This window comes from Campylobacter sp. BCW_6467 (assembly GCF_001762855.1).
In the GTDB taxonomy this organism is placed as follows: Bacteria; Campylobacterota; Campylobacteria; order Campylobacterales; family Campylobacteraceae; genus Campylobacter_D; species Campylobacter_D jejuni.
In genome coordinates, this window is sequence record NZ_MJXP01000042.1 from 59,855 (window position 1) to 81,643 (window position 21,789).

Below are 21,789 nucleotides of genomic sequence, written 5' to 3' on the forward strand. Positions count from 1 at the left end.
TTATTATTAATTTAGGAATTACAATGACTTTAAACGAGTTAAAAGATGGACAAAAGGCTATTATTGTCAATTTAAACGCTCACAAAGAACTCAAAAATAGACTTTTAAGCTTTGGATTTATTAAAAATAAAAACTTGAAAAAAATTCACTCCTCTTTAAAAAATGCCACCATAATGGTAGAACTTGATACAAGTTGTGTTATCCTAAGATCTGATGAAGCTAAAACCATAGAAGTGAATCTTATATGAAAAAAATCAAGATAGCCCTTGTAGGTCAGCCTAATGTAGGCAAAAGTCTTCTTATTAATGCGCTTTGCAAAGCCAATATGAAAGTAGGAAATTTTAGCGGAGTTACTATAGAAAAAGCAAGCGCAAAAACTTTTTACAAAAACTATGAATTTGAAGTCATTGATTTGCCAGGAACTTATTCTTTGGATGGATATAGCGAAGAAGAAAAAATCACACGTCATTTTTTAAATCAAAATGACTATGATGTTATTGTTAATGTTTTAGATGCCACCAATTTAGAACGTAATCTTATCCTTAGTGCAGAACTTTTAAGCCTTAATAAAAAAATGCTTTTAGCTTTAAATATGTGCGATGAAGCCAAAAAAGAAGGTATAGAGCTTGACACTTCTATTTTAAGCCAAGAATTTCAAAGTCAAGTTGTTGAAATTTCAGCAAAAACAAAAGAAAATTTAGAACTTTTGCTGCAAAAAATTATTATTTTATTTGAAAATAAATTTATTCCAAGATCCCAATTTTATACTCCGCTTTGCGAAAAAAGTCCAGAAAAAGAAGATTTATTATATTTTATTAATGAACTTTCAAAAAAAATTATTACACACAAAAAAGAAGAAAGAAATTTAACCAAAAAAATCGATGCCTTACTTATCCATAAATTCTTTGGCTTACCTATATTTTTATTTTTAATGTGGCTTTTATTTCAACTCACCTTTAGCTTAGGACAAATTCCTATGGATTATATAGAATCAGGCTTTAATGCCTTAGGTGAATTTGTTAAAAACAATATTTCTAATACCTTTATCGCTTCAGCTTTGGCTGATGGGATTATCGCAGGTGTTGGCGCTGTGATACTTTTTTTACCTAATATAATGATTTTATTTTTAGGCATAGCTCTTTTAGAAACCACAGGCTATATGTCAAGAGTAGCTTTTTTACTTGATGGGATTTTACATAAATTTGGTTTGCATGGTAAAAGTTTTATTCCACTAATCACTGGCTTTGGTTGTTCGGTACCTGCTTTTATGGCTACACGCACTCTTAAGAACAAAAGAGATAGGCTTTTAACTCTTTTTGTGATCAATTTTATGAGTTGTGGGGCAAGACTTCCTGTATATGTGCTTTTTATCGGTGCTTTTTTTCCAAGTGAAAAAGCAGGAAATTATCTTTTTGGAATTTATATTTTAGGTGCGATTTTAGGACTTTGTGCTGCAAAATTTTTAAGAATGACAGCATTTCGTGGACTTGATGAACCTTTTGTTATGGAAATGCCAAAATATCGTATGCCAAATTGGCATTTAGTTTGGTTTATGGTTTATAATAAAGCCAAAATGTATCTTAAAAAAGCAGGAACTTTCATACTTTTGGCCTCTTTGCTCATATGGTTTGCTAGCAATTTTCCAAAAAGTGAAGAAAATTTAAATGATTTTAATGCCCAAGAAAGAGCTATAGAACAAAGTTATTTAGGACAATTTGGCAAAAGCATAGAACCTATTTTTAAACCCCTTGAGTTAGATTGGAAATTAAGCGTATCTTTAATCAGTGGTTTGGCTGCTAAAGAAGTGATGATCTCAACTATGGGCGTGCTTTATTCACTAGGAAAAGATGTAGATGAAACAAATAATGATTTAAAAGGAATTATCGCTAAAAACATACCTATACCAAGTGCAGTGGCTTTTATTTTATTTGTAATGATTTATAATCCCTGCTTTGCAGCAACTATAGTTTTTTCAAAAGAAAGTGGAAAGCTAAAATACACTCTTTTTCTCTTTCTTTTTACCTGCACAAGTGCTTATATAGTAGCTTTTATAGGACTTCATATTGCTAAAATTTTATTAAATTAACTTGCTTTTAATGATGAAATTTTAGTAATATTATCTTCAAAAGCTTTTAAAATACTATAAGCAATACCTTCAAAATCAAGCCCACCACAAAGATAGATTAAAGTCATACGAAAAGATTTATTCACATCAAGCTTTGGTTTTTCAGCGTTCATATTTAACTTAAAATCATAAGGACTTGCATGTTTAAAAGCATAATTTTTTGCCGCAATTAAAAAATCATTCTTATCTTTTAAAAATGCGCCTTTAACCAAAATAAAACTCATCTCAAGATATTTCCAAAAATCTTTTGAAGGCATAGGATTTTCATCAAAATTTTGTTCTATAAAAGCATAGTTTTTCTCAAAAGATTTTTTATAATTTTCTACAAGCAAAGCACCTAATTTATTTTTAGCTATATTTTGTAAAATAAGTTTTATATTGCTTTCAAATTCAAAATCTATTTGTTCTAAAATTTTAATTTGCACTTCTAGAAAAAATTCTTGTTTTAACTCTTCATTGCAAAGTTTAGCGTAAGAAAAAATATTTGCCATAGGCTTTTCATAATTCCCAAACTCATCCCAAAAATTTTTCTCACTACAGGCTATACAACCATGTCCTGCAGCCACTGGCCAAGAAGTTTTAGCATTAAATTTCACTTTAGGACAGTTGTTGTAAGTATAAGGTCCTTTACAACCTATCTTAAATAAACAAGCTCCATTCTTTGCAGCTTCATCGTCAAAATGTTCAGCAAAAATCCCACTTTCAAATTTCGCCTTTCTTTCACACATATCATGCAAACATTTACCATAAGCCCACACAGGACGATTTTGCTCATCAAGTTCAGGCAAAACTCCAAATAAAGCAAAAAAACTTAAAGTCGCAATGATATTTATATCACTTGGAGGACAACCCGGAATATTTACTACTTTCTGACTTAAAACTTCGCTAATACCACAAGTTTTACTAGGATTTGGATAAGCAGCTTGAATACCACCATAACTTGAACAAGTACCCACTGCAAAGATAGCCTTGGCTTTAGCGGCTAGTTTTTCTAAAATTTCATAGCCACTCTCTCCTTGCGCTCCTATAGTAAGAAAAAAGGTATCAATGGCTGCAACACCACCTTCAACCGCTAAAATAAAATCTTCTTCTAAAACATGCTCTAAAAGCTCTTCAGCCTTAGTGCCATTTGCTGCCATTAAAGTTTCATGATATTCTAAAGAAAAAAAATCAAAAATAAGCTCATCAAAACTTGGCAACTCAGAACGCAACAAACTCTCACTACACCCTGTACATTCACAAAGATGAAGCCATACTAACTTTGTTTTAGGTGCGATTTGAAAAAATCTTTGAGCAAGAGCTGGAATTTCATTGCCTAAAGATAAATGCCTAGCAAGAATTTTTACACTTTCTTCATTGATAACCTTATCCTCTTTTAAAGTAGAATTCTCAAGTTTTTTAATGCGATTTTCAAGTATATTTTTTAATTCTTCATTGCTAAGCTTTGCCATTTTTTATCCTTTTTGATTATCCCAACAAAGAACAGTTTGCCCTTCTTCATTTTTCTCAACATCACCCATACCCATGATGTTATATCCTGCATCAACATAATGTATTTCACCTGTAACACCATTTGCTAAATCGCTAAGTAAATACATAGCCGAATTTCCTACATCTTCTATACTAACATTGCGTTTTAAAGGAGAATTAATTTCATTGTATTTTAAAATCATTCTAAAATCTCCTATTCCACTTGCTGCTAAAGTTTTAATAGGACCTGCTGAAATAGCATTAACACGGATTCCTTTTATCCCTAAATCTCTTGCTAGATAACGCACAGAACTTTCAAGTGCAGCTTTTGCTACACCCATAACATTATAATGAGGTACATATTTAACCCCACCAAGATAACTTAAAGTCAAAATCGAACCCTTATCTTTTAAAATAGGTAAAAGCGCACGTGTTAAAGAAAGTAAAGAATACACAGAAGTTTGCATAGCTATATCAAAAGCTTCTTTTGAAGTTTCTAAAAAAGAATTTTCTAAAGCTTCTTTTGGAGCAAAAGCAACCGCATGCACTACAAAATCAATCTCACCTAAATCTTTTTTGATTTTTTCAGCGATAGAATCTAAATGCTCGTTATTATTTACATCAAGCTCATAAACAAAATTAGAATTAAACTCTTGTGCTATAGGTTCTACGCGTTTTTTTAAAGCATCATTTAAAAAAGTAAAAGCAAGCTCGGCTCCTTGATCAAAACATGCTTTTGCTATGCCATAAGCGATAGATTTATTATTCGCAACCCCTACAATAAGGCCTTTTTTACCCTTCATAATCATCTTTTATCCTTTGATTAATTTTATAAAATTTTCTACTTTTAACGCTGCAGAGCCTATCAAAACTCCACCACAATGTTTTACACTTAAAATTTCTTTAATATTATTTTCATTCACACTTCCACCATAAAGCAAAGGTGCCTTAGTTAAACTCGCTAAAAATTCAAGCACTTTAGCGATATCTGTACTTTGTGCGCTCACTCCCGTTCCTATAGAATAAATAGGCTCATAAGCGATAATGAGTTTTTCATAATTTAAATCAATCATTTCAAGTTGTTTTTTTAAAAACTCTAAAGTCTTGCCTGAATTTTTTGTATCTAAATTTTCACCTATACAAAAAACAATTTTATAGCCATGCTCTTTAGCAAAATCAAATTTAGCCTTAATAAATTCTTCATCTCCTAAAGCTCTTCTTTCAGAATGCCCGATTAAAACACATTTGATCCCAAATTCGTCCAAATGCTCTTTTCCAAGCTCGCCTGTAAAAGCACCATTAACACAAGGATAAAAATTTTGGGCTCCTTGTATGAAGTTATTTTCATTTTCTAAAAATGCTACACTAGGTGGGAAAACGATAATATCATCACATTTTGCTCCCATAGTTTTATTTAAAATTTCAGCATAAATTTTAAAACTTGCTCTTGTGTGATTGCATTTTAAATTTGCAGCAAAGATCATTCATTTTCCTTAGATCTTAAAGCTTTTACACCTGGAAGTTCTTTACCTTCTATAAGTTCAAGAGAAGCGCCACCTCCAGTGGAAATAAAAGTCATTTCATCTGCATCACCTGCGCGCGCAACCACATCAGCCGTATCACCGCCTCCAACAACAGAAGTTGCATGTCCTTCGCTGATATAATGACTCATTTTAATACTGCCTTTTGAAAATTTGTCAATCTCAAAAACACCCATAGGTCCATTCCACCAAATCGTTTGCGCATCAGAAATCACCTCTTTAAAAAGTCTCACACTTGCAGGTCCTATATCTAAACCCATCCAACCATTTGGAATTTCTTGCGCTGGAACAAATTTCATCGGCGCATCTTGTGAGCACGCAGGAGCGGCTACAACGTCTACTGGAAGATAAATTTTCACTCCTAAATTTTTACCCTTGGTAAGAATTTTATTAGCTTCTTCTAAAAGTTCTTCTTCTAAAAGTGAATTTCCTATATCATAACCTAAAGCTTTTAAAAAAGTAAATGCCATACCTCCACCTATGATTAATTTATCTACCTTTGGTAATAAATTTGTCAATGCTTGAAGTTTTCCACTTACCTTTGAACCTCCAACAACAGCGACAAAAGGACGTGCTGGATGTTTGATAAGATTGCTTGCAAAATCAATTTCTTTTTGGAGTAAAAATCCTGCACCTTTGTGTTTTTCATCAAAAAATTTAGTAATAGCCTCCACGCTAGAATGTGCTCTATGGCATACTCCAAAAGCATCATTGATATAAACTTGAACCATAGAAGCAAGTTCTTTGGCTAAATTTTCATCATTTTTAGTTTCGCCTTTTTCAAAACGCAAATTTTCAAGAAGTAAAATTTCACCCGCTTTTAAATTCATAGCTTTGGTTTTTGCATCTTCGCCGATAACATCTTTTGCCATAATAATTTCTTTATCTAAAAGTCTAGCAAGACGCTTAGCAACAGGTTCTAAAGAATATTTAGAGCTAATTTCTTTTGGACGCCCTAAATGAGAGGCTAAAATCACACTACAACCATTATCCAAACAATATCTTATCGTAGGAATAGCTGATCTTATGCGTCTATCATCGGTGATATTTAAAAAATCATCTTGAGGAACATTAAAATCACATCTTATAAAAACTTTTTTCTTAGTTAAATCAATATCTTTTATAGAAATAATATCACTCATGATTAAGCCTTATTTGCAATATATACTGCCATATCTACTAGACGACTTGAATAACCCCATTCATTATCATACCAAGCAATCACCTTGATAAAATCATCCGCAATCACTTGAGTTAAATCACTTGCCACAATGGCTCCATAAGAACAAGTGATAAAATCGCTTGAAACTCTTTCATCATCATCTACCATTAAAATGCCTTTTAAATTTGTAGTTGCAGCTTTTCTAAAAGCTTCATTGATTTCATCTTTGCTGACTTTACGGCTTAGTTGTGCAGTTAAATCCACGCTTGATACATCAATCACTGGCACACGCATACTTTGTCCATGAAGTTTGCCATTAAGTTCAGGCATAACAAGTTTCATAGCTTTTGCTGCACCTGTAGAGGTTGGAATGATATTTTGTGCTGCAGCACGAGAACGGCGTTTATCTTTAGCTTTAGCATCAATAATACTTTGTCCATTTGTATAAGCATGTATTGTTGTCATAAGTCCTTTTTCGATACCAAAATTATCTTGTAAAACACGACAAACAGGACCTAAGCAATTTGTTGTACAACTTGCATTAGAAATAATGCTTTCACCCTTGTAAAGTTCTGAATTTACTCCTAAAACATAAGTAGGAGTATCATCTTTTGCAGGAGCACTCATGATCACTTTTTGTACTCCCATATCTATAAATTCTTGACATTTTGCCATAGTTAAATGCGCCCCTGTGCATTCTAAAACAATTTGTGCCCCGTATTTTGCAAAGTCAAGATCTTTTACATTGCGACTTTTAAATACTTTGATTTTTTTACCATTTACCACTAAATCATCGCCTTCACTATTAACACTGCCTTTAAATTCACCATGTACTGTATCGTATTTAAAAAGGTATTTTGTAAGTTCAATATCCGTAGTATCATTTATCGCCACAAGCTCAATATCATTTCTTTCTAAGATGATTCTTGCAACACATCTGCCTATGCGTCCAAAACCATTTATAGCAACTTTTACAGCCATTTAATTTCCTTTTGCAAAATATAATGTTAATATTCTACAAAAAAAAGGTTAAAATTTTAATGAAGATAGCACTTTTTGGTGGCAGTTTTGATCCGCCGCATAATGGTCATAATAGCGTTGTTTTAGAGGCTTTGGAAAAATTAGATATTGATAAGCTTATTATTATGCCTACTTATATCAATCCTTTTAAACAAAGTTTTAGCGCTGATGAAAAGCAAAGATTCTTATGGGTTAAAAAACTTTGGGGGCATTTGCCAAAAGTTGAAATTTGTGATTTTGAAACCAAGCAAAAACGCCCTGTTCCTAGTATAGAAAGCGTTAAATATCTTTATAAGCTTTATAATCCTAGTAAATTTTATCTTTTAATCGGAGCAGATCATTTAGAAAAACTTCATCTTTGGCATGATTTTGAAAAACTTAATTCTTTAGTAGAATTTGTTATTGCCAATCGCAATGATATAGAAATTCCTAAGAATTTCAAAGATTTAAAAACCGATAAAAAAATCGCTTCTTCTTTCATACGCAATACTTTAAATACAAATGAAGTTTGTGAAGAAATTAAAGATGAAGTAAAAAAATATTATGAAAAATTACAAAAAAATTGATACAATTTCAAAAATTAAAGGAAAAGAATGCAAGAAAGAATAGATTTAATCGTTAAAATTTTAGATGAAAAAAAAGCTGAAGATATCAAAACCATTGACATGAGTGAGCAAGAATACTTTGTAAAATATGTCATTATCGCAGCTACTTTAGGAGAAAGACACGCTCTATCTTTGATCGATGAACTTAAAACACAACTTAAAGCCAAAGGTGAGGAATTTTTAAACATAGATAGTAGTGAAGAATGGAGCGTGATTGATCTTGGTGATATTTTAATCCATCTTTTAACACCAGAACACAGAGGAATTTATAATATAGAAGAATTATTAGAAAATCTTAAAAAAGATAGGGTTTAAAAAAGCTAAATTTAATTAGCCTTTTAATTTTTAGAGATTATCAATATATTCTTTAATTTCTTTTTTGATTTTCTCTTTTTGTTCTTTTAAAGCTTCTTTTTTAGCTTTATACTCAGCCTTACTCATATAATCTTTTTGTTCTTTTAAGGCATCAAGTTCTTTTTCGATTTTTTCCACTTCTTGTTCTTTAAGTTTTTTAGCTTCTAACTTTTTATCATAAAACATAGGATCTTTAACACAATCATTTTGCACTTGTTTTAAAGCAAGCTCCAAGCTTAAAGTTCTAGCTGTATCATTATGCGCTTTAGAAAAACTGATTTCTTTATTGATACGATCGATTTTTCTATCACATTCACTTGCACCAAAAGCAAAGGCACATAACGAAAGTAGAACAAGTATTTTTTTCATTTTTAATTCCTTTTTAAAATAAATTTAAATCACGAAATATTATCTCATCAATTCTTAAGCCTAGCTTTTATATCATCAAATAAAGTAAATACCATACTTTCAAGCTCTTTTGCTCTTTCTAAAGAAGTTGCTTCAAAGCGTGTGATAAGATAAGGGCTGGTGTTAGATGCACGAAGCAAAGCCCATCCATCGCCAAAATCTATCCTAGCTCCATCGATTTCACAAAGACTTTTAACACCTTTTAAAGCTCCTTTTTCAATCTCTTTTTGAAATTCTTCCACAAGTTTAAATTTTTCTTCTTCATTTACAGGAATTTTAATTTCAGGCGTAGTATAAAGTTTTGGTAAAGCTTTAATCATACTTTCTAAATCAAAACCCTTATAAACAAGTTCTAAGGCTCTTAAAAATGCGTAAATTCCATCATCATAACCAAAATATCTATGTTTAAAGAAAATATGTCCGCTCACTTCAGCAGCTAAATCAATATCTTTTTCTTTCATCATTTTTTTGATATTAGAATGTCCTGTTTTTCCCATAAAAATAGTTCCAAATTTAGCCACTTCATCAAAAAGATTTTTAGAACATTTTACCTCACCTAAAATGCGTGGATTAGGAATATTTTTAGCAAACAAATAACAAAGCTCATCCCCACAAAATACATGAGTTTTACTCAAAGCAACCATTCTATCAGCATCCCCATCAAAAGCAAAAGCTAAAGAATAATCTTGATTTTGATTTAAAAACTCTCTAATCGCACTTAAGTTTTCTTCTTCTGTAGGATCTGGAGCATGGTTTGGAAACTGTCCATCAGGCTTTGCAAACATTACATGAGCTTTTAAATTTAAAGCCTTGATTAAAGGCTCTATCACCACTCCAGCCGCACCATTTGTACAATCAACACCAAATTTATAATTAAAATCCTTTAAAAAACTAAATTGCTCGCACATAAATTTCACATAAAGGCTTAAAATATCGTATTTTTCTACTTCTAAATTTTCTTCAATATCATCATCTAAATGCTTATAAACTTCTTTTGAAAACTCTTTTAATTCCACACCAAAAAAACTTTCTTTATTGATAGTGATTTTAAAACCATTATAATCTTTTGGGTTATGAGAGCCTGTTATCATAACATTTGCATCAAATTTCAAGCCCTCATAGAGACTAAAATATCCCAATGGAGTTGGCACAAGCCCTATATCATAGATTTTTATCCCCGCTTTGTTAAATCCACTCACTAGATAATTAAAAAGTTCATTTGCACTATATCTTGCATCATAGCCCACACTCACATTTTCACAGCCTTTATTTAGCATGGTTTGTCCCAAGCAAAAACCTATAGCCTTAACACTTTTTTCATTTAGTTCTTTGCCATAAAGCCCTCTTATATCATATTCTCTAAAAATCACATCTAACATTTTTTTCCTTCAAATTCATCTCTTCTTTGACCTAAATTTATCGTTTTTCTAAAGCAAATTTGGATAGAAAAGAAATTTTTGCTACAATTTTACATTAATTTCACTAAATGAAGGAAAATTTATGGATGAAGAATTAGAAAACGAAGAAACAAAAAAGAAAAAAGGCGGTTCACTTGTAATTATTATTGTTATTTTACTTTTTGTTTTACTTCTTAGTATTATGGGAGTGATTGCTTGGCTTATTTCAAGCAGTTCAAGTGATGAAAGTGAAGTCAAAGAAGCTCCAAAAGAAGAGACAAAAGCTGATAAACCTAAAATTTCAGCTCCTACTCAGCGAGGTAGTGATTTTGCTAATATAGGTCCTATGTACCCACTTGATCCTTTTACCCTAAATTTACTTAGCGATAGCGGCTCAAGATATGTAAAATGCACTATAGAACTAGAACAAAATAGCGAACTTTTAAAACCTGAACTTGATAAAAAAGTCCCAGTGATTCGTGATATTATTATTCGTACATTAACAGCTAAAACTTTTGAAGAAGTAAGTACACAAAAAGGCAAAGAACGTTTAAAAGATGAGCTAGTTGGAAAAATCAATGAAATTTTAACCGATGGCTTTATTAAAAATGTTTATTTTACGGATTTTGTAGTTTCTTAAATGCGTGTAGGCTGTGATATCATCGCCATTTCTAGGATAGAAAAAATTCATTCTAGACATGGCAAAAATTTTCTGGATAAATTTCTAAGCCCAAAAGAACAAATACTCATTAAAAATCCAGCAACTCTAGCAGGTCTTTGGGCTGCTAAAGAAGCTGCTAGCAAGGCTTTGGGTGTTGGAATTTGTGAATTATGCAGTTTTTTTGATATTGAAATATCAAAAGATGAAAAAAACGCGCCTAAATTAAAATATTCTCAAAAAATTACAAAAGATTTTAATATCACTCAAACTTCCCTAAGCATTTCTCATGATAATGGTTTTGCTATAGCCATAGTGGCTATAGTTTGATTATTTTCCTATAGTTTGCTTGTCTAAATTTCTTGAAAGTATGAAATCCACCACAGGTTGTTCTCTTTTATTTGCTCTTTTACAATGATCTTTTTGAAAAAAATCTGTGATTTTGATAACAATCCTTGCCCATTTTTTGCGATTTCTTTCACGCCACGCATGAGAAGAAACGCTCTCCCAAGCATAGCCATTAAACAAGCTTGCATTTACAAAATGATCTAAGGCTCTAACACCCTGTCTTGCTCGTGCGGTATTAAAAAAAGTTCCTATAATCACGATAAAAAGATATCCTAAAACTGCTAAAGGTACTATTGCACAAAGCAGAATAGTCCCTGCTAATTTTTCTTTTAAGCTTCCTTTTAAGGTACGTTTTACACGACGACGAAAATTGGCACGAATTTTAGTTCTAACTCTTTTCATAGTTTTCTTTTGCTAAATTTTATCCTCATACCATTAGCAGAACGCACTGTTAAACGCCCTACTACATCAGGTACAAAACCTTCTTCAAGTTCTAGTTTGTAAGTTTTTAAAATATTAGCCAAAATCAAAATCGCTTCTTGCATAGCAAAACCTTGTCCTATACAAATTCTTTCCCCTACCCCAAAAGGCAAATAAGCATCTTTTTTGTATTCTCCTTCAAAACGAGAAGGATTAAATCCATGTGGATTTGTCCAAAATTCTTCATGTCTGTGTATCAGCCAAGGAGCAATCACCACCCCAGAACCTTTTTTAATAAGCTTATCTCTAACTTGGGTATCTTTTTTTGCCTCTCTTGCAAAAAATCCAACAGGAGGATAAAGTCTTAAAGATTCTTTAAAAATATTTGTTAAGTATTTAAACTGTCTTAGATGCGAAATTTCAATGGCTCCACCCTGTAAAACCTGAGTAATCTCCTCATAAGCTTTTTCTTGCTCCTTAGGATAAAGACTAAGCAAATAAAGCGTCCATGTCAAAGAACTTGCTGTGGTTTCATGTCCTGCTAAAAAAAGCATAGCCACTTGATCTAAAATTTCCTCAAAAGAAAAACGCTTATTTGTATCCGCATCCACTACTAAAAGCAAAGATCCTAAAATATCCTCAAATTCTGCATTATCCGCCATATCATATCTTGGTTTTATGATGTCACTTAAAACCTGCCTAATCACATCTCCGGCCTTAGCACGCTTACGATCTCCTAATATATAAGAAAGCCATTTTGGAAAACGAAACATACGACGCATGGCTGTATGCACGCTTTGCTCTTGAAAAGTCACAAAGGCATTTAAGATTTTTTTACCTTTTTCCTCATCGAGTTTTGAAGACATAATGGTACGAAAAATCACATCAGCGGTAATAAAAGTCATAGCTTCATCTACTTCAATAACAGCATGATTTGGATACTTGCTAAAACGATCCATCATATCTGCCACAGCTTCACTCATAAGATTAAACACTTTATTGATACGAGTCATTTCAAAACTTGGACGCAAAAGCTCTCTTTGTTTTTTCCAAACTTCACCATTTGTAGTAAAAATACTCTCCCCCAAAAGCGGACTTAAAAGCTCATGCAAAAATGCACTTTTAGGAAATTCTCTAACCTCATCAACCATCATTCTTTTAACTTCTTTAGTATCATTTATAACATAAAGATCAAAATTTGGCATCTTCACATAGCCTGTTTGCATTTTATAACTACGCTCATAAAGCCCATCAAGCCAAGATCTACGCTTTAACAAAAAAGTTAAAAGTGTAGAAGCTTTATTTTTATAAGGTTTTGGAAAAAAGGGACATTCACTCATATTTTTACCTTTTCTTCTAAAAATTTAGGCATTATGATGAAAGAAAAAAAATCATAATCACCTTTAACACTAATACTATAAAGATATAAAAAGTGCGCTTTGTTTTTATCTCTTTTTATTTTTTTATACTCATGTTTTTCATATAAAGTGTGAAATTTAGCACTTAAAAATGGGGGTGTAAATTTAGCATTTACACCACTCGTGCGGAAAAAATCCACTTGAGGAAAACATGCTCCATCAATAATCGATGTGTAATCATACCATTTTAAATCAAACCTTGAAACAAATTCAAGCTTCTTTCTAAATTCATCTGCTTTTTTTTGATAACTCACTAAAGGTATGCATTCTCCTAAAGTAAGAATTTTTAATTTACGAAGTAAAGATAAATCTAAATTTTGTCTTAAAATATACTCCAAAACTTCTATACAAACTATAGTTCCAACACTATGCGCTACTAAAATAAGCTCATAATCTTGTTTGCTTTCGTTTTGTTTTAGCTTCTCTACTATAACATTTGCAAAAAGCTTGATTCTTTCTTGCATAGCGCCTGTTTTTTTATCTTGCCAAGTAGCACAAAAAGCACAAATTCTTGCTATCCAAAATACAGCTAATTTCTTACCTAATTTAAATAAAAAATGATTTAGCAAAAATCCTAAAAAACATCCTATGATGATAGCTAAAGAAAAATGCATATAATTTTGCAAAAAAGCAAAACTCCCAAAAACTAAAACCAAAGAAAATAGTAAAGAAAATAACACATAAAAAAAAGGATAATAACCTGTGATAAGTTGATAAATCGACTCTTTGCCAAATTTGATAAAAAGCCCTGTGATAGTATAAATTCTAAAAAAACTATAACAATCTGCTAAGGCATCTTTGTAATTTTCCGACCAATTTTTCTTAACAATATCATTCCATGTTAAAAAATGATATTTAGTTTGCACTTCATCGCAAGAAATTTGAAAAAAAGGAAATGGCTCATTTTTTTCAATTTTGCTTAAATCAGCTTTAATGTTAAAAGCATGAGAATAATCTTTTAGGTTTTTTTTAAATAAATCATAATAAAATCTATAACTTTTAGGATCATATCCTGCTATATAAAATACTTCCCTATCCATACAATAATTTCTTTTTGCTTTTAATTATAACAACTTTGCTTTAAAAGCTCTCTTAATCAAAGCTTTTTAGTCTTATTTGTCTAAAAAGAAATTTTTATAAAAATTGCCGTTGAATTGGTTAGTTTGTAAAAGATATTTCTTAAAATTACACACCAAAATAGGATTAGGTTTATAAGCATGAGCTTCACGCCAAAAAAATTGAAGTTTCTTTGGATAAGATAAGCCTTCAAAATCATAAAAAGCATTGCCACAAACCTTAGTCGGACAGCCTTCTAAAATAGCACTAAGGCCTACTGTTGAATTTATAGTAATACAACCTAAAGCCTTTCTTAAAAGAACTGGCAAGTGGGTATCATGAACATATAAAACCCTTCCTTCTACATGATATTTTTGACTTAAATCGTTTATGAGTTTAGAATAATTCTTATAGCCCCTATCCATGGGATGGTGTTTAAAAACTAGATAAGATTTAGCTCTTGCATGATTTGCAAAAGAAAGTATGGTTTCCTCTATAAAGTGCTCTATGCTTTTTTTGTAATGATATTTAATTTGCGTATCGCTATAAACTTGTAAAATCGCCAAAAAGTACTTTTTTTCTAAATTATAAATCTTTTCATTTAGTTTTTTTTCTGTAATCTTATAAAGATATTTTCTATACAATGATCTAAACCAAAATAAAAATTCAAAAGGATATAAAGTGCGATGATGAAGTTTGTTGTTAAAAAATGGAGCCAAAATAAAAGCAAACAACCAATACAAAAAAGCATCAAAAGCCATAAATTTAAATCCACCTGGAATTTCTTTTATGCTTTCTTTGGTAAAAATATTTTGAGAAAGATAAAAATTTTTATCACGCGGCAAAGAAGAATTTGCATTCACCCCATCTTTTTCCAAAGTAATACAATAAGGTCTTAAATACCCTTCTTCAAAAATCCATACTTCAATTCCTAATTCTTTAGCCACTTTAATAGCCTTAGCATGGATAATACGACAATCATTATACATTAAAATAGCATCGATTTTTTTACTTTGAAAAAAATCCCTATAGAAATTTTCAAGATCTTTTTCATCACACTTACACCTTGTTCCACTAGGATAGAAAAAAAAATCTCCACCATTAAAATTGAGTTTAAAAACTTTGGTTTGGTTTTTTTTCATTTTCATTGCAAGATGATGAAAAAAATTTCCCACAGGCCCTTGCAAGAGTAAAACATTTTTACCGCTAAATTCTTTTTTAATTTTAGTGCTAAATCTCATTTCTTTGCTAAAAATTCATAAAATCTTCTTATTTTTCTAAGCATAAAAGTTTTAAAATCTATTGCCAATTTTATATGTTTTTTTGAAAAATAATCTTTTTGTAAATTTAGCATTATATCTAAACAAACTTCAATTTCACATAAAGTTTTTGTTTTAGGATTTATATATCTTGGATATGTAATCAAAGCACCTGCTACAAGCTCCTCTAGGCTTAGTTTTCTTGTTCTTCTTTCGCATTTATGTTTATCTTTTGTTAAACCCCAACCCGCATAAAAAGGTATACCATAAGTAAAAACTTTTTTAGCTCTTAAAAGAGCATCAAAACCACTTGTAGAAGTAATAGTGTGAATTTCATCAGCAATTTTTATGACACTATCAATACTGCAATCTTTTACAATCTCATCACAAAATTCCAAGATGAGTGTTTCATCTTTTAAACCCACACGGTTGCCACTTAACACATCAGGATGGGGTTTAAAGATGATATAAGCATCTTGATTTTTAGCACGCACCTCCTTAAGTAAATCAAGAGTGGATAAGCCAAAACCCCCTAAAATCATCGAAGCATCATCTTCAACTTGAGCAGGGATTAAAATAATCTTTTGTCCTATTTTGGCATTGATTTTTAAGTCTTCATGCTTTAAGCCATTGTATTTTGAAAAGCGGTTCTCAAGTAAGATTTTTATAATATTTTTCGCCCTATTTAGCATATTTTCATCAAAGATTTCGTTTTGCAAGAGCTCTTCTAGTTTACTTGGTTTGTTTGGATCAATGTAAAGTCCTTTATCATCAACGATTAAAGAAAAAGGGCGCGTAAGATCAGAACCCAATGAAATCGAACGAATAAAACCATCTTCTACTAAAGAAATTTTAGGAGTAAAATGAGATAAATTCTCATCTTGCGCTTTTTTTATAAGAGTGCTTTTAAGAATATTATAATCTATCCTTCTACCCCAAATAAAAAATTTATCATCTTCTTTAAGCTTGTATCTAACTAAAGATTTAATAGAATTTAAAAAAATAATTTCATTATCTTTGGCCTTAAAAAAAGGCTTGATAAAATGCCTTTTCCATAAGGTAAAGCCTAGCATAAAAAGTCTATTAGAATTTGCCTTTTCTATGCTTTTATATTTTGCTAAAGTTTGAATAGTGTCAAAAATATTACTTTTTTGATTTAAATAAGGATTAAAATACTCAGCATAAAGTATATAAGCAGCATAGAAAACTTCTTCTAAACTTCTTTTTTGCATCCTTCTTTTACACTCTAATTTATCTTTTGTTAGACCCCAACCTGCATAAAATGGCATGCCATAACAAACACACTCACATTCTTGTATCAAAGCTTCAAAACCCATACCAGAAGTTTTGGTATAAACCTTATCAAAAAACTCAAGCAAGGCTATGGGATTAAAATTTTCAGTGATTAAAATACATTCTTTAGGTAAGGAATTTATAACTAAATCACTTTGTTTTTTACCGCTTAAAACATCAGGATGGATTTTTATATAAATTTTAGAATCAGGATTTTCTTTTATGGCATCTTTTATCATATCGACAGTTTTAAAATCTTTAGCAAAACCAAATTCAAGAGAGGCATCATTGGCTGTTTGAGTGATGATTAAAACGCGTTTTTCATCTTTTTGAAAATAATCATCTGGGATATCAAGATTGTTATTATACTTGCTAATTTTATATTTTTTGATAAGCTCTATAGCTTTTTTAGCTTGTTTGATTTCTTCATCTTTAAATTCATAAGTATTTAAAAGATTTTCAAGCTTTGAAGGTGCTGTTGCATCATAATAAACGCCTATATCATCTTTAATTATAGAAAAACTTGGACTATTTTCAACCCCTAAGTTTAATGAGCGGATAAATCCATCTTCTAAAAGTATGAATTTAGCCTTATATTTTTTAGCTAAATTCATAGCTTTTAAACCTGATTTTTTGCGTCCCCAGCCTATAAAAATATCTTCTTTTACTATATTTTTATCAGTGCTACATGCAACCATTTTATAAAAGTTTTTAATATTTTTTTTAAGTTTTCTAGAGGTAGTGTGAAATTTCATAATCCCCCTTCAAATTAAAGAAAATTATATCAAAAAATTCATTACCTTACACTACCTTTAGAAATATTATACCAATATTTATTTTCTAAATATTCTTCCGGAGTCCCAAAAGAAAAATAATTATCAACAATCATATAACCTATCTTATACTTTTTAATTAGCAACTCGAATACATTATCTATATAAAATTCACCATTAGTTTTTATATTCTTTTGGAATATTTTGTCCATATATTCCAACAGCAAAGAATTTTCCTTAAAATAAAAACTTCCTATCATTACCAAATTTGCATCATTAGATCTATTTTTAACAAAAATATTATCTATTTTATTATTTTCCCCTTCTACCCAAGTAAAATAATGCGGATTATTAACATTATATTTAGAAGCATGTGTAACAAATACAATAGCTTCGCATTCTTTTTGCAATCTTTTAAAATCTTTATTAATGTGCTTAGCAATTAAATCACACGGAAGAATTAAAACATCGCCTGATAAATTTCCACAAGATTCTTTATAAGAATACGCCGCACCAATCTTATTAGGCTTGACAAACCTTATTTCTTGTTTTATATTTTCCCAATATTTTTCATGATCTTGTGCACCAACGCAAATAATTTTCGTCTCAACATCTTTTAGAGTGTCAATTATACTCTCTATAATACTTGTTTTACCAAGAGGTAAAAATGGTTTTGGTTGGTTAAAATTAAGGTTTAAAAATCTCTCTCCTCTACCAGCAGACAATATAACAGTGTTTTGTATTTTTATTTTTTCATTATTAACATCTTGTGAATTAAGTTTTTCTTTTACATATTCAAAATCTTTTGGAGTACCAAATTGATAAAACTTCTCTATTAAAGGATAGCACAAAACATTTTCTAGATAATTATTAGTTACTGACACATAATATTCTCCAGAAACCATATCTTTTGCTTCTATTTGTTTTTTTATTGCTTCAATAGCCAACTTTAAGGTTCTAAAATAATAAATACCGGAAGAATAGTATTCTTCAAATTTATTCTTAGAATTATATTTTTCTATAACTTCGTATACTTTATAAGTATTATCATATACCTTGCATGCTGCATACACATTTTCTAAAGGCAATAAATGAGGATGACAGCCAGTATAACAAGGAATTATAGCCTGAGCTTCTGGGTTTTCTTGTACAAATTGCAGAAAATCTTTGTAGTCCCATTCTTGTCCAAAATCACAATAGCTAACAATAACTTCCTCATCAAGTATATCTTGTAACTGTGACACCACGCCATATAAGCTTCCAGCAGGTCCTAGTTTTTCCCTTTTATAAATAATAATTTTTGCTTTAATTTTTCTAGATAAAACAAAATCTTCAAATTTACTTTTCTCACACTCTTGGACAATAAAATAAAAAATATCATTTTGAACATCAAAGCATTCAACCACGTAATCCAAAATAACCTTATCTTCCATAACCTTAATAAAAGGTTTTAAATCTTTATATCCAGCTTCTTTAAATCTCTTGCCTATTCCAGTTGCGGGTATAATAATATTCATTCTAACTCTCACTTTCCATAATTTTTTTTCTATATTGCTCATCAGGCAAATTCAACAATTTATCAACTTCACTCACTTTTAATGGGTTTAGATTAATTTGTTTTTTAATAGCAATATTCTCCATTACATTTCTAAATAACCATAGCTCCTCATTAGTCTTATCAACTGCATCATCTGGAGTATATACAAAATCATTTTGTTCAAAAAACTCACTTTTTAATTGATTATATAATTCTATTATATCTTGAATTTGCTCTGCGTAAACAACAACACCATGATTTCGTAGCAATATTATACCTTTTTCTTGATAAGAATAATTTTTTCTTAATGCTTCATACAAATCATTTCCGGGTAAAGCAAAATCAATAGCTTTATAATTTTTAAATTTATATTCTTTGGCGCATAAATAAGGCAAAATATAAACAGGATGATAATGTGCTACATATTTATTTTTAAACACTATATGCATTTTGATTTCCATAGATGGTTTCACAATATCTTCAGAATAATCTTTGCAATAAGAAAGAGAATTGATATTATTTTTAAAAATAGAAATTTTATGTTCTTTTTTTAAATCCTCACCTGAAGCCTTAATGATAAAATATTCATCATTCTTTATAGAAATATTTCCACCTTTTGAAGGAGCATCCAAAATATTGCCAAAAATTTTACACAATTCTTGGTAATCTTTAATACACTCATCAAGTTTTTCTTTACTGTATATCATTTTTCCCTACCCATCTATTTTGCAAAATCAAACCAAAAATGTCTTTTACAGTCTGAATCAAATCTTCATATCTACCAGTATATTCTTTTTTTAAATAATCACTCAATAATATATCTCTTAGATGTATTTTAAAAACACCATCTCTAACTATAATTAAAAAATTTGCATTGTCTTTTTGTTTTTCAAGGTATTTTTTATAATCCTCTTTTCGCTTTTGTATAGTATTTATAATCTTTGAATGACTGTAATTTCTTTCTTTACTATCTCTATTTATCTTCTGCCTATCTGCTTCATCTGAATCAATGTATATTTTAATTTTTACAAAATCTCCTATAACCTCTTGATATAGAGTATGTAAACCCTCTATAATTACAATGTCTAAATCTTTGATCTTAATCTCATCAGATTTAACAATCACTCCATTTTTATGATCATACAATGGTATATATAGTTTATTCCCTATGTCTTGATAGATATGTTTTATATCTATAGCCAGTTGAATAAGATTATTTGCCTCCGGATTATAATGCGTCACTCTCTCCCACATTTTAGAATGTCTTTCATATTTATGATAGCCATCTGTGCTAATAATAAAACTTTTATGTATTTCATCAATAGCATTGCTCAAAGTAGTCTTTCCACTTCCGCTTTTTCCAGAAATTGAAATCAGCAATTTTGAACAATTATATGGATAATAATTTATCCTATACCCCCCCCCTAGAAAATCATCGGCAATAGAATCTCCAATCATTACAATTTCTTCTTCATCAACAAGCTCTCTATAAAGTTCTAAAGCTCTATTGACAAGTGCTTTATTTGGCTTTTCAAGTTCAAATTCTTCAGAACATACCAAATAATCAATCATATTTGTCAAATTTGCACAATTTAGCTTATGGATTTGCTCAATAAAATAAAAATTTGTTATAGCTATTACTTTTTTATTAAGACTTTTAATAAAATATAAAAATTCAAACATTGTTTTGTCTACTTTTAAATTTCTTGTAAAAATAGAAATATATAATTTAAACATTTCACTAGCTTTTGAAAAATGAATATTTTTATTTTCACAAATAAGTTTAAAATACAATTCTTTTTTATGATGATTTGCAGATAATCCTCTTTTTGCAATCATCTTTTTTGCTAGATCATAATCTTCTAGCGTAAAACCATATTGTTTCATTACAACTTCTAAAGCATTTTTGTGTGCAAATGTATAATTAAACAAAGTATTATCAATATCAACCATAATAAGTTTATATTTTTCAGCTATTTTTTTAAAATTAAACATACATACTCCATAGCTCAGGTTTTTTGGTGCACACAGAAAATCCTTTTGGCAGAATACTTTGAATAGGTTTTATAAGTTCTATATATGATAGATCATATAACTCAGGAGAAACCAATATAGGTTCAACTTGTTCTAGTTTTGGCTTGACATTATAAATAAATTCTTGATAATCTTTAAGATTGAAATTAAAAAATTGTGAATAATCTATCCAAACATACTTAGGTTTACTAATTTCCATAAGTCTTTTATTGTAAAATTCAACATCTGAGATTCTAATAATAAATTTACCTTGATGTCCATTTTTTGATAATCTTAAAATATCTGGAATTTGAGAATCTAAAAAAAAATATTCAAAATTATTACCGAGCAACTCTATCGTTTTTTCCTCTAATCCCGATTCTTTCACGTTGCAAATTATAGGGATATTTTTCATAAATTGAATTTTTTCTTTTAAAAAAGGATATACAGATTTTTTTTCTAATAAATCGTGGTTTAATACTAATTTTTCATTATATCTCAAGTCAATTTCTATGCCATAATTTTCAATAGAAAACTCCAAATTATTTTGACGATGTAAAAATATCATCTTATATCCTTTTTTATATAAAATTCCCTTTTCAACTTCCTAATCTCAAGCAACAACTTGATATACCCCCCCCCATACCAATTTTTATTAGCTTTGATTAATTCTTGACCAAGTTTATAAGTAAAACATTCTTTTTCTTTTAAAGCCTCTTTGTAATCAGGATAAGCTTCTAATGGAGGTAGTTTTAAAGAAGGATCTTTTTTTATTTTTTCTTGAAAGATTTTTTGTTCTTGTTTGTGCTTGTCATAAATATATGATAATACAAAAGGCATTCTTATATAACCAAATATAGATTTAGAATTAACTATCATAGCTTGACCAAGTTTATAAGAGAGTTGGTTTTGAATACGAGCTTTAGCTGAAT

At 30.0% G+C, this 21,789-nt stretch carries 21 protein-coding genes and 2 pseudogenes; 6 read left to right on the plus strand and 17 right to left on the minus strand.

The features are described from left to right. Positions 1-23 precede the first annotated feature (23 nt). Positions 24-248, plus strand: coding sequence for a ferrous iron transport protein A (locus tag AJ888_RS05760; RefSeq protein ID WP_002779147.1), 225 nt, complete (start codon positions 24-26; stop codon positions 246-248). Next, entirely contained in the window at positions 245-2,086 is a 1,842-nt protein-coding gene (gene feoB / locus AJ888_RS05765) for a ferrous iron transport protein B (RefSeq protein WP_070296190.1), read from the plus strand. The genes AJ888_RS05760 and feoB overlap by 4 nt, the downstream gene beginning before the upstream one ends. Here feoB and AJ888_RS05770 read toward each other — a convergent pair. Genes AJ888_RS05770 through gap form a run of 5 tightly spaced genes read right to left on the minus strand, consistent with a single transcriptional unit; the run spans position 2,083 to position 7,279 of the window. After that, a complete protein-coding gene (locus tag AJ888_RS05770; RefSeq protein ID WP_070296191.1) occupies positions 2,083-3,576 on the minus strand; it encodes a hydrogenase small subunit in 1,494 nt (497 codons plus the stop codon). The genes feoB and AJ888_RS05770 overlap by 4 nt on opposite strands. A gap of 3 nt (positions 3,577-3,579) precedes the next feature. After that, complete coding sequence (gene fabI / locus AJ888_RS05775; protein WP_032603368.1) at positions 3,580-4,404, minus strand: enoyl-ACP reductase FabI; 825 nt, start codon at positions 4,402-4,404, stop codon at positions 3,580-3,582. A 3-nt stretch (positions 4,405-4,407) separates the two neighbouring features. Continuing rightward, positions 4,408-5,079 (minus strand): triose-phosphate isomerase, encoded by a 672-nt coding sequence (locus AJ888_RS05780; protein WP_002862068.1) that lies wholly within the window; start codon positions 5,077-5,079, stop codon positions 4,408-4,410. After that, positions 5,076-6,278, minus strand: coding sequence for a phosphoglycerate kinase (locus AJ888_RS05785; protein WP_002862069.1), 1,203 nt, complete (start codon positions 6,276-6,278; stop codon positions 5,076-5,078). Before AJ888_RS05785 ends, AJ888_RS05780 begins: the two co-directional genes overlap by 4 nt. Positions 6,279-6,280: 2 nt before the next feature. Next, positions 6,281-7,279 (minus strand): type I glyceraldehyde-3-phosphate dehydrogenase, encoded by a 999-nt coding sequence (gene gap / locus AJ888_RS05790; protein WP_002862070.1) that lies wholly within the window; start codon positions 7,277-7,279, stop codon positions 6,281-6,283. A 59-nt stretch (positions 7,280-7,338) separates the two neighbouring features. Here gap and nadD point away from each other — a divergent pair, with 59 nt between their 5' ends. After that, complete coding sequence (gene nadD, locus AJ888_RS05795; protein WP_002862071.1) at positions 7,339-7,884, plus strand: nicotinate (nicotinamide) nucleotide adenylyltransferase; 546 nt, start codon at positions 7,339-7,341, stop codon at positions 7,882-7,884. Positions 7,885-7,911: 27 nt separating this feature from the next. Further along, positions 7,912-8,238: a ribosome silencing factor gene (gene rsfS, locus AJ888_RS05800; RefSeq protein WP_002862072.1), complete on the plus strand. Its 327-nt coding sequence runs from the start codon at positions 7,912-7,914 to the stop codon at positions 8,236-8,238. 30 nt (positions 8,239-8,268) lie between these two features. On the opposite strand, the gene AJ888_RS05805 is transcribed toward rsfS, so the two are convergent. Together AJ888_RS05805 and pgmL are read right to left on the minus strand one after the other, a co-directional pair. Continuing rightward, positions 8,269-8,646, minus strand: coding sequence for a DUF1090 family protein (locus tag AJ888_RS05805; RefSeq protein ID WP_002862073.1), 378 nt, complete (start codon positions 8,644-8,646; stop codon positions 8,269-8,271). A gap of 47 nt (positions 8,647-8,693) precedes the next feature. Further along, positions 8,694-10,083 (minus strand): annotated as a pseudogene (gene pgmL / locus AJ888_RS05810) (phosphoglucosamine mutase PgmL). 102 nt (positions 10,084-10,185) lie between these two features. Between pgmL and fliL the strand changes: the two are divergent. Together fliL and acpS are read left to right on the plus strand one after the other, a co-directional pair. After that, positions 10,186-10,722 (plus strand): flagellar basal body-associated protein FliL, encoded by a 537-nt coding sequence (fliL, locus tag AJ888_RS05815; RefSeq protein ID WP_002862075.1) that lies wholly within the window; start codon positions 10,186-10,188, stop codon positions 10,720-10,722. Next, a complete protein-coding gene (acpS, locus tag AJ888_RS05820) occupies positions 10,723-11,070 on the plus strand; it encodes a holo-ACP synthase (protein WP_002825806.1) in 348 nt (115 codons plus the stop codon). Here acpS and AJ888_RS05825 read toward each other — a convergent pair whose 3' ends face one another. The 10 genes and pseudogenes from AJ888_RS05825 to AJ888_RS05870 all read right to left on the minus strand — a co-directional run. Next, positions 11,071-11,490: a hypothetical protein gene (locus AJ888_RS05825; protein ID WP_002862076.1), complete on the minus strand. Its 420-nt coding sequence runs from the start codon at positions 11,488-11,490 to the stop codon at positions 11,071-11,073. After that, positions 11,487-12,848 (minus strand): cytochrome P450, encoded by a 1,362-nt coding sequence (locus AJ888_RS05830; RefSeq protein WP_002862077.1) that lies wholly within the window; start codon positions 12,846-12,848, stop codon positions 11,487-11,489. The genes AJ888_RS05825 and AJ888_RS05830 overlap by 4 nt, the downstream gene beginning before the upstream one ends. Beyond that, positions 12,845-13,966 carry a hypothetical protein gene (locus AJ888_RS05835; RefSeq protein WP_044794234.1) on the minus strand — a complete coding sequence of 374 codons (1,122 nt, stop codon included), beginning with the start codon at positions 13,964-13,966 and terminating at the stop codon, positions 12,845-12,847. The genes AJ888_RS05830 and AJ888_RS05835 overlap by 4 nt, the downstream gene beginning before the upstream one ends. Positions 13,967-14,038: 72 nt before the next feature. Further along, positions 14,039-15,223, minus strand: coding sequence for a capsule polysaccharide modification protein KpsS (gene kpsS, locus AJ888_RS05840; RefSeq protein ID WP_002862079.1), 1,185 nt, complete (start codon positions 15,221-15,223; stop codon positions 14,039-14,041). After that, entirely contained in the window at positions 15,220-17,289 is a 2,070-nt protein-coding gene (locus AJ888_RS05845) for a capsular polysaccharide biosynthesis protein (protein WP_070296192.1), read from the minus strand. Before AJ888_RS05845 ends, kpsS begins: the two co-directional genes overlap by 4 nt. Before the next feature lie 41 nt (positions 17,290-17,330). Beyond that, the gene (locus AJ888_RS05850) at positions 17,331-18,824 is read right to left on the minus strand and encodes a sugar phosphate nucleotidyltransferase (protein ID WP_070296196.1); all 1,494 of its coding nucleotides are present in this window, start codon (positions 18,822-18,824) and stop codon (positions 17,331-17,333) included. Position 18,825: 1 nt separating this feature from the next. Next, entirely contained in the window at positions 18,826-19,551 is a 726-nt protein-coding gene (locus AJ888_RS05855; protein ID WP_070296193.1) for a class II aldolase/adducin family protein, read from the minus strand. Then, complete coding sequence (locus AJ888_RS05860; RefSeq protein ID WP_070296194.1) at positions 19,538-20,839, minus strand: HAD-IA family hydrolase; 1,302 nt, start codon at positions 20,837-20,839, stop codon at positions 19,538-19,540. The genes AJ888_RS05855 and AJ888_RS05860 overlap by 14 nt, the downstream gene beginning before the upstream one ends. Beyond that, complete coding sequence (locus AJ888_RS05865; RefSeq protein WP_070296195.1) at positions 20,832-21,425, minus strand: hypothetical protein; 594 nt, start codon at positions 21,423-21,425, stop codon at positions 20,832-20,834. Before AJ888_RS05865 ends, AJ888_RS05860 begins: the two co-directional genes overlap by 8 nt. Then, positions 21,422-21,789, minus strand: a pseudogene (locus AJ888_RS05870) (hypothetical protein); the annotation flags it as partial. The gene AJ888_RS05865 and the pseudogene AJ888_RS05870, both read right to left, overlap by 4 nt.

Coding starts and splice junctions, on each gene's coding strand:
- AJ888_RS05760 (WP_002779147.1), top strand. CDS start 24: ATGACTTTAAACGAGTTAAAAGATGGACAAAAGGCTATTATTGTCAAT.
- feoB (WP_070296190.1), top strand. CDS start 245: ATGAAAAAAATCAAGATAGCCCTTGTAGGTCAGCCTAATGTAGGCAAA.
- AJ888_RS05770 (WP_070296191.1), bottom strand. CDS start 3,576: ATGGCAAAGCTTAGCAATGAAGAATTAAAAAATATACTTGAAAATCGC.
- fabI (WP_032603368.1), bottom strand. CDS start 4,404: ATGATTATGAAGGGTAAAAAAGGCCTTATTGTAGGGGTTGCGAATAAT.
- AJ888_RS05780 (WP_002862068.1), bottom strand. CDS start 5,079: ATGATCTTTGCTGCAAATTTAAAATGCAATCACACAAGAGCAAGTTTT.
- AJ888_RS05785 (WP_002862069.1), bottom strand. CDS start 6,278: ATGAGTGATATTATTTCTATAAAAGATATTGATTTAACTAAGAAAAAA.
- gap (WP_002862070.1), bottom strand. CDS start 7,279: ATGGCTGTAAAAGTTGCTATAAATGGTTTTGGACGCATAGGCAGATGT.
- nadD (WP_002862071.1), top strand. CDS start 7,339: ATGAAGATAGCACTTTTTGGTGGCAGTTTTGATCCGCCGCATAATGGT.
- rsfS (WP_002862072.1), top strand. CDS start 7,912: ATGCAAGAAAGAATAGATTTAATCGTTAAAATTTTAGATGAAAAAAAA.
- AJ888_RS05805 (WP_002862073.1), bottom strand. CDS start 8,646: ATGAAAAAAATACTTGTTCTACTTTCGTTATGTGCCTTTGCTTTTGGT.
- fliL (WP_002862075.1), top strand. CDS start 10,186: ATGGATGAAGAATTAGAAAACGAAGAAACAAAAAAGAAAAAAGGCGGT.
- acpS (WP_002825806.1), top strand. CDS start 10,723: ATGCGTGTAGGCTGTGATATCATCGCCATTTCTAGGATAGAAAAAATT.
- AJ888_RS05825 (WP_002862076.1), bottom strand. CDS start 11,490: ATGAAAAGAGTTAGAACTAAAATTCGTGCCAATTTTCGTCGTCGTGTA.
- AJ888_RS05830 (WP_002862077.1), bottom strand. CDS start 12,848: ATGAGTGAATGTCCCTTTTTTCCAAAACCTTATAAAAATAAAGCTTCT.
- AJ888_RS05835 (WP_044794234.1), bottom strand. CDS start 13,966: ATGGATAGGGAAGTATTTTATATAGCAGGATATGATCCTAAAAGTTAT.
- kpsS (WP_002862079.1), bottom strand. CDS start 15,223: ATGAGATTTAGCACTAAAATTAAAAAAGAATTTAGCGGTAAAAATGTT.
- AJ888_RS05845 (WP_070296192.1), bottom strand. CDS start 17,289: ATGAAATTTCACACTACCTCTAGAAAACTTAAAAAAAATATTAAAAAC.
- AJ888_RS05850 (WP_070296196.1), bottom strand. CDS start 18,824: ATGAATATTATTATACCCGCAACTGGAATAGGCAAGAGATTTAAAGAA.
- AJ888_RS05855 (WP_070296193.1), bottom strand. CDS start 19,551: ATGATATACAGTAAAGAAAAACTTGATGAGTGTATTAAAGATTACCAA.
- AJ888_RS05860 (WP_070296194.1), bottom strand. CDS start 20,839: ATGTTTAATTTTAAAAAAATAGCTGAAAAATATAAACTTATTATGGTT.
- AJ888_RS05865 (WP_070296195.1), bottom strand. CDS start 21,425: ATGATATTTTTACATCGTCAAAATAATTTGGAGTTTTCTATTGAAAAT.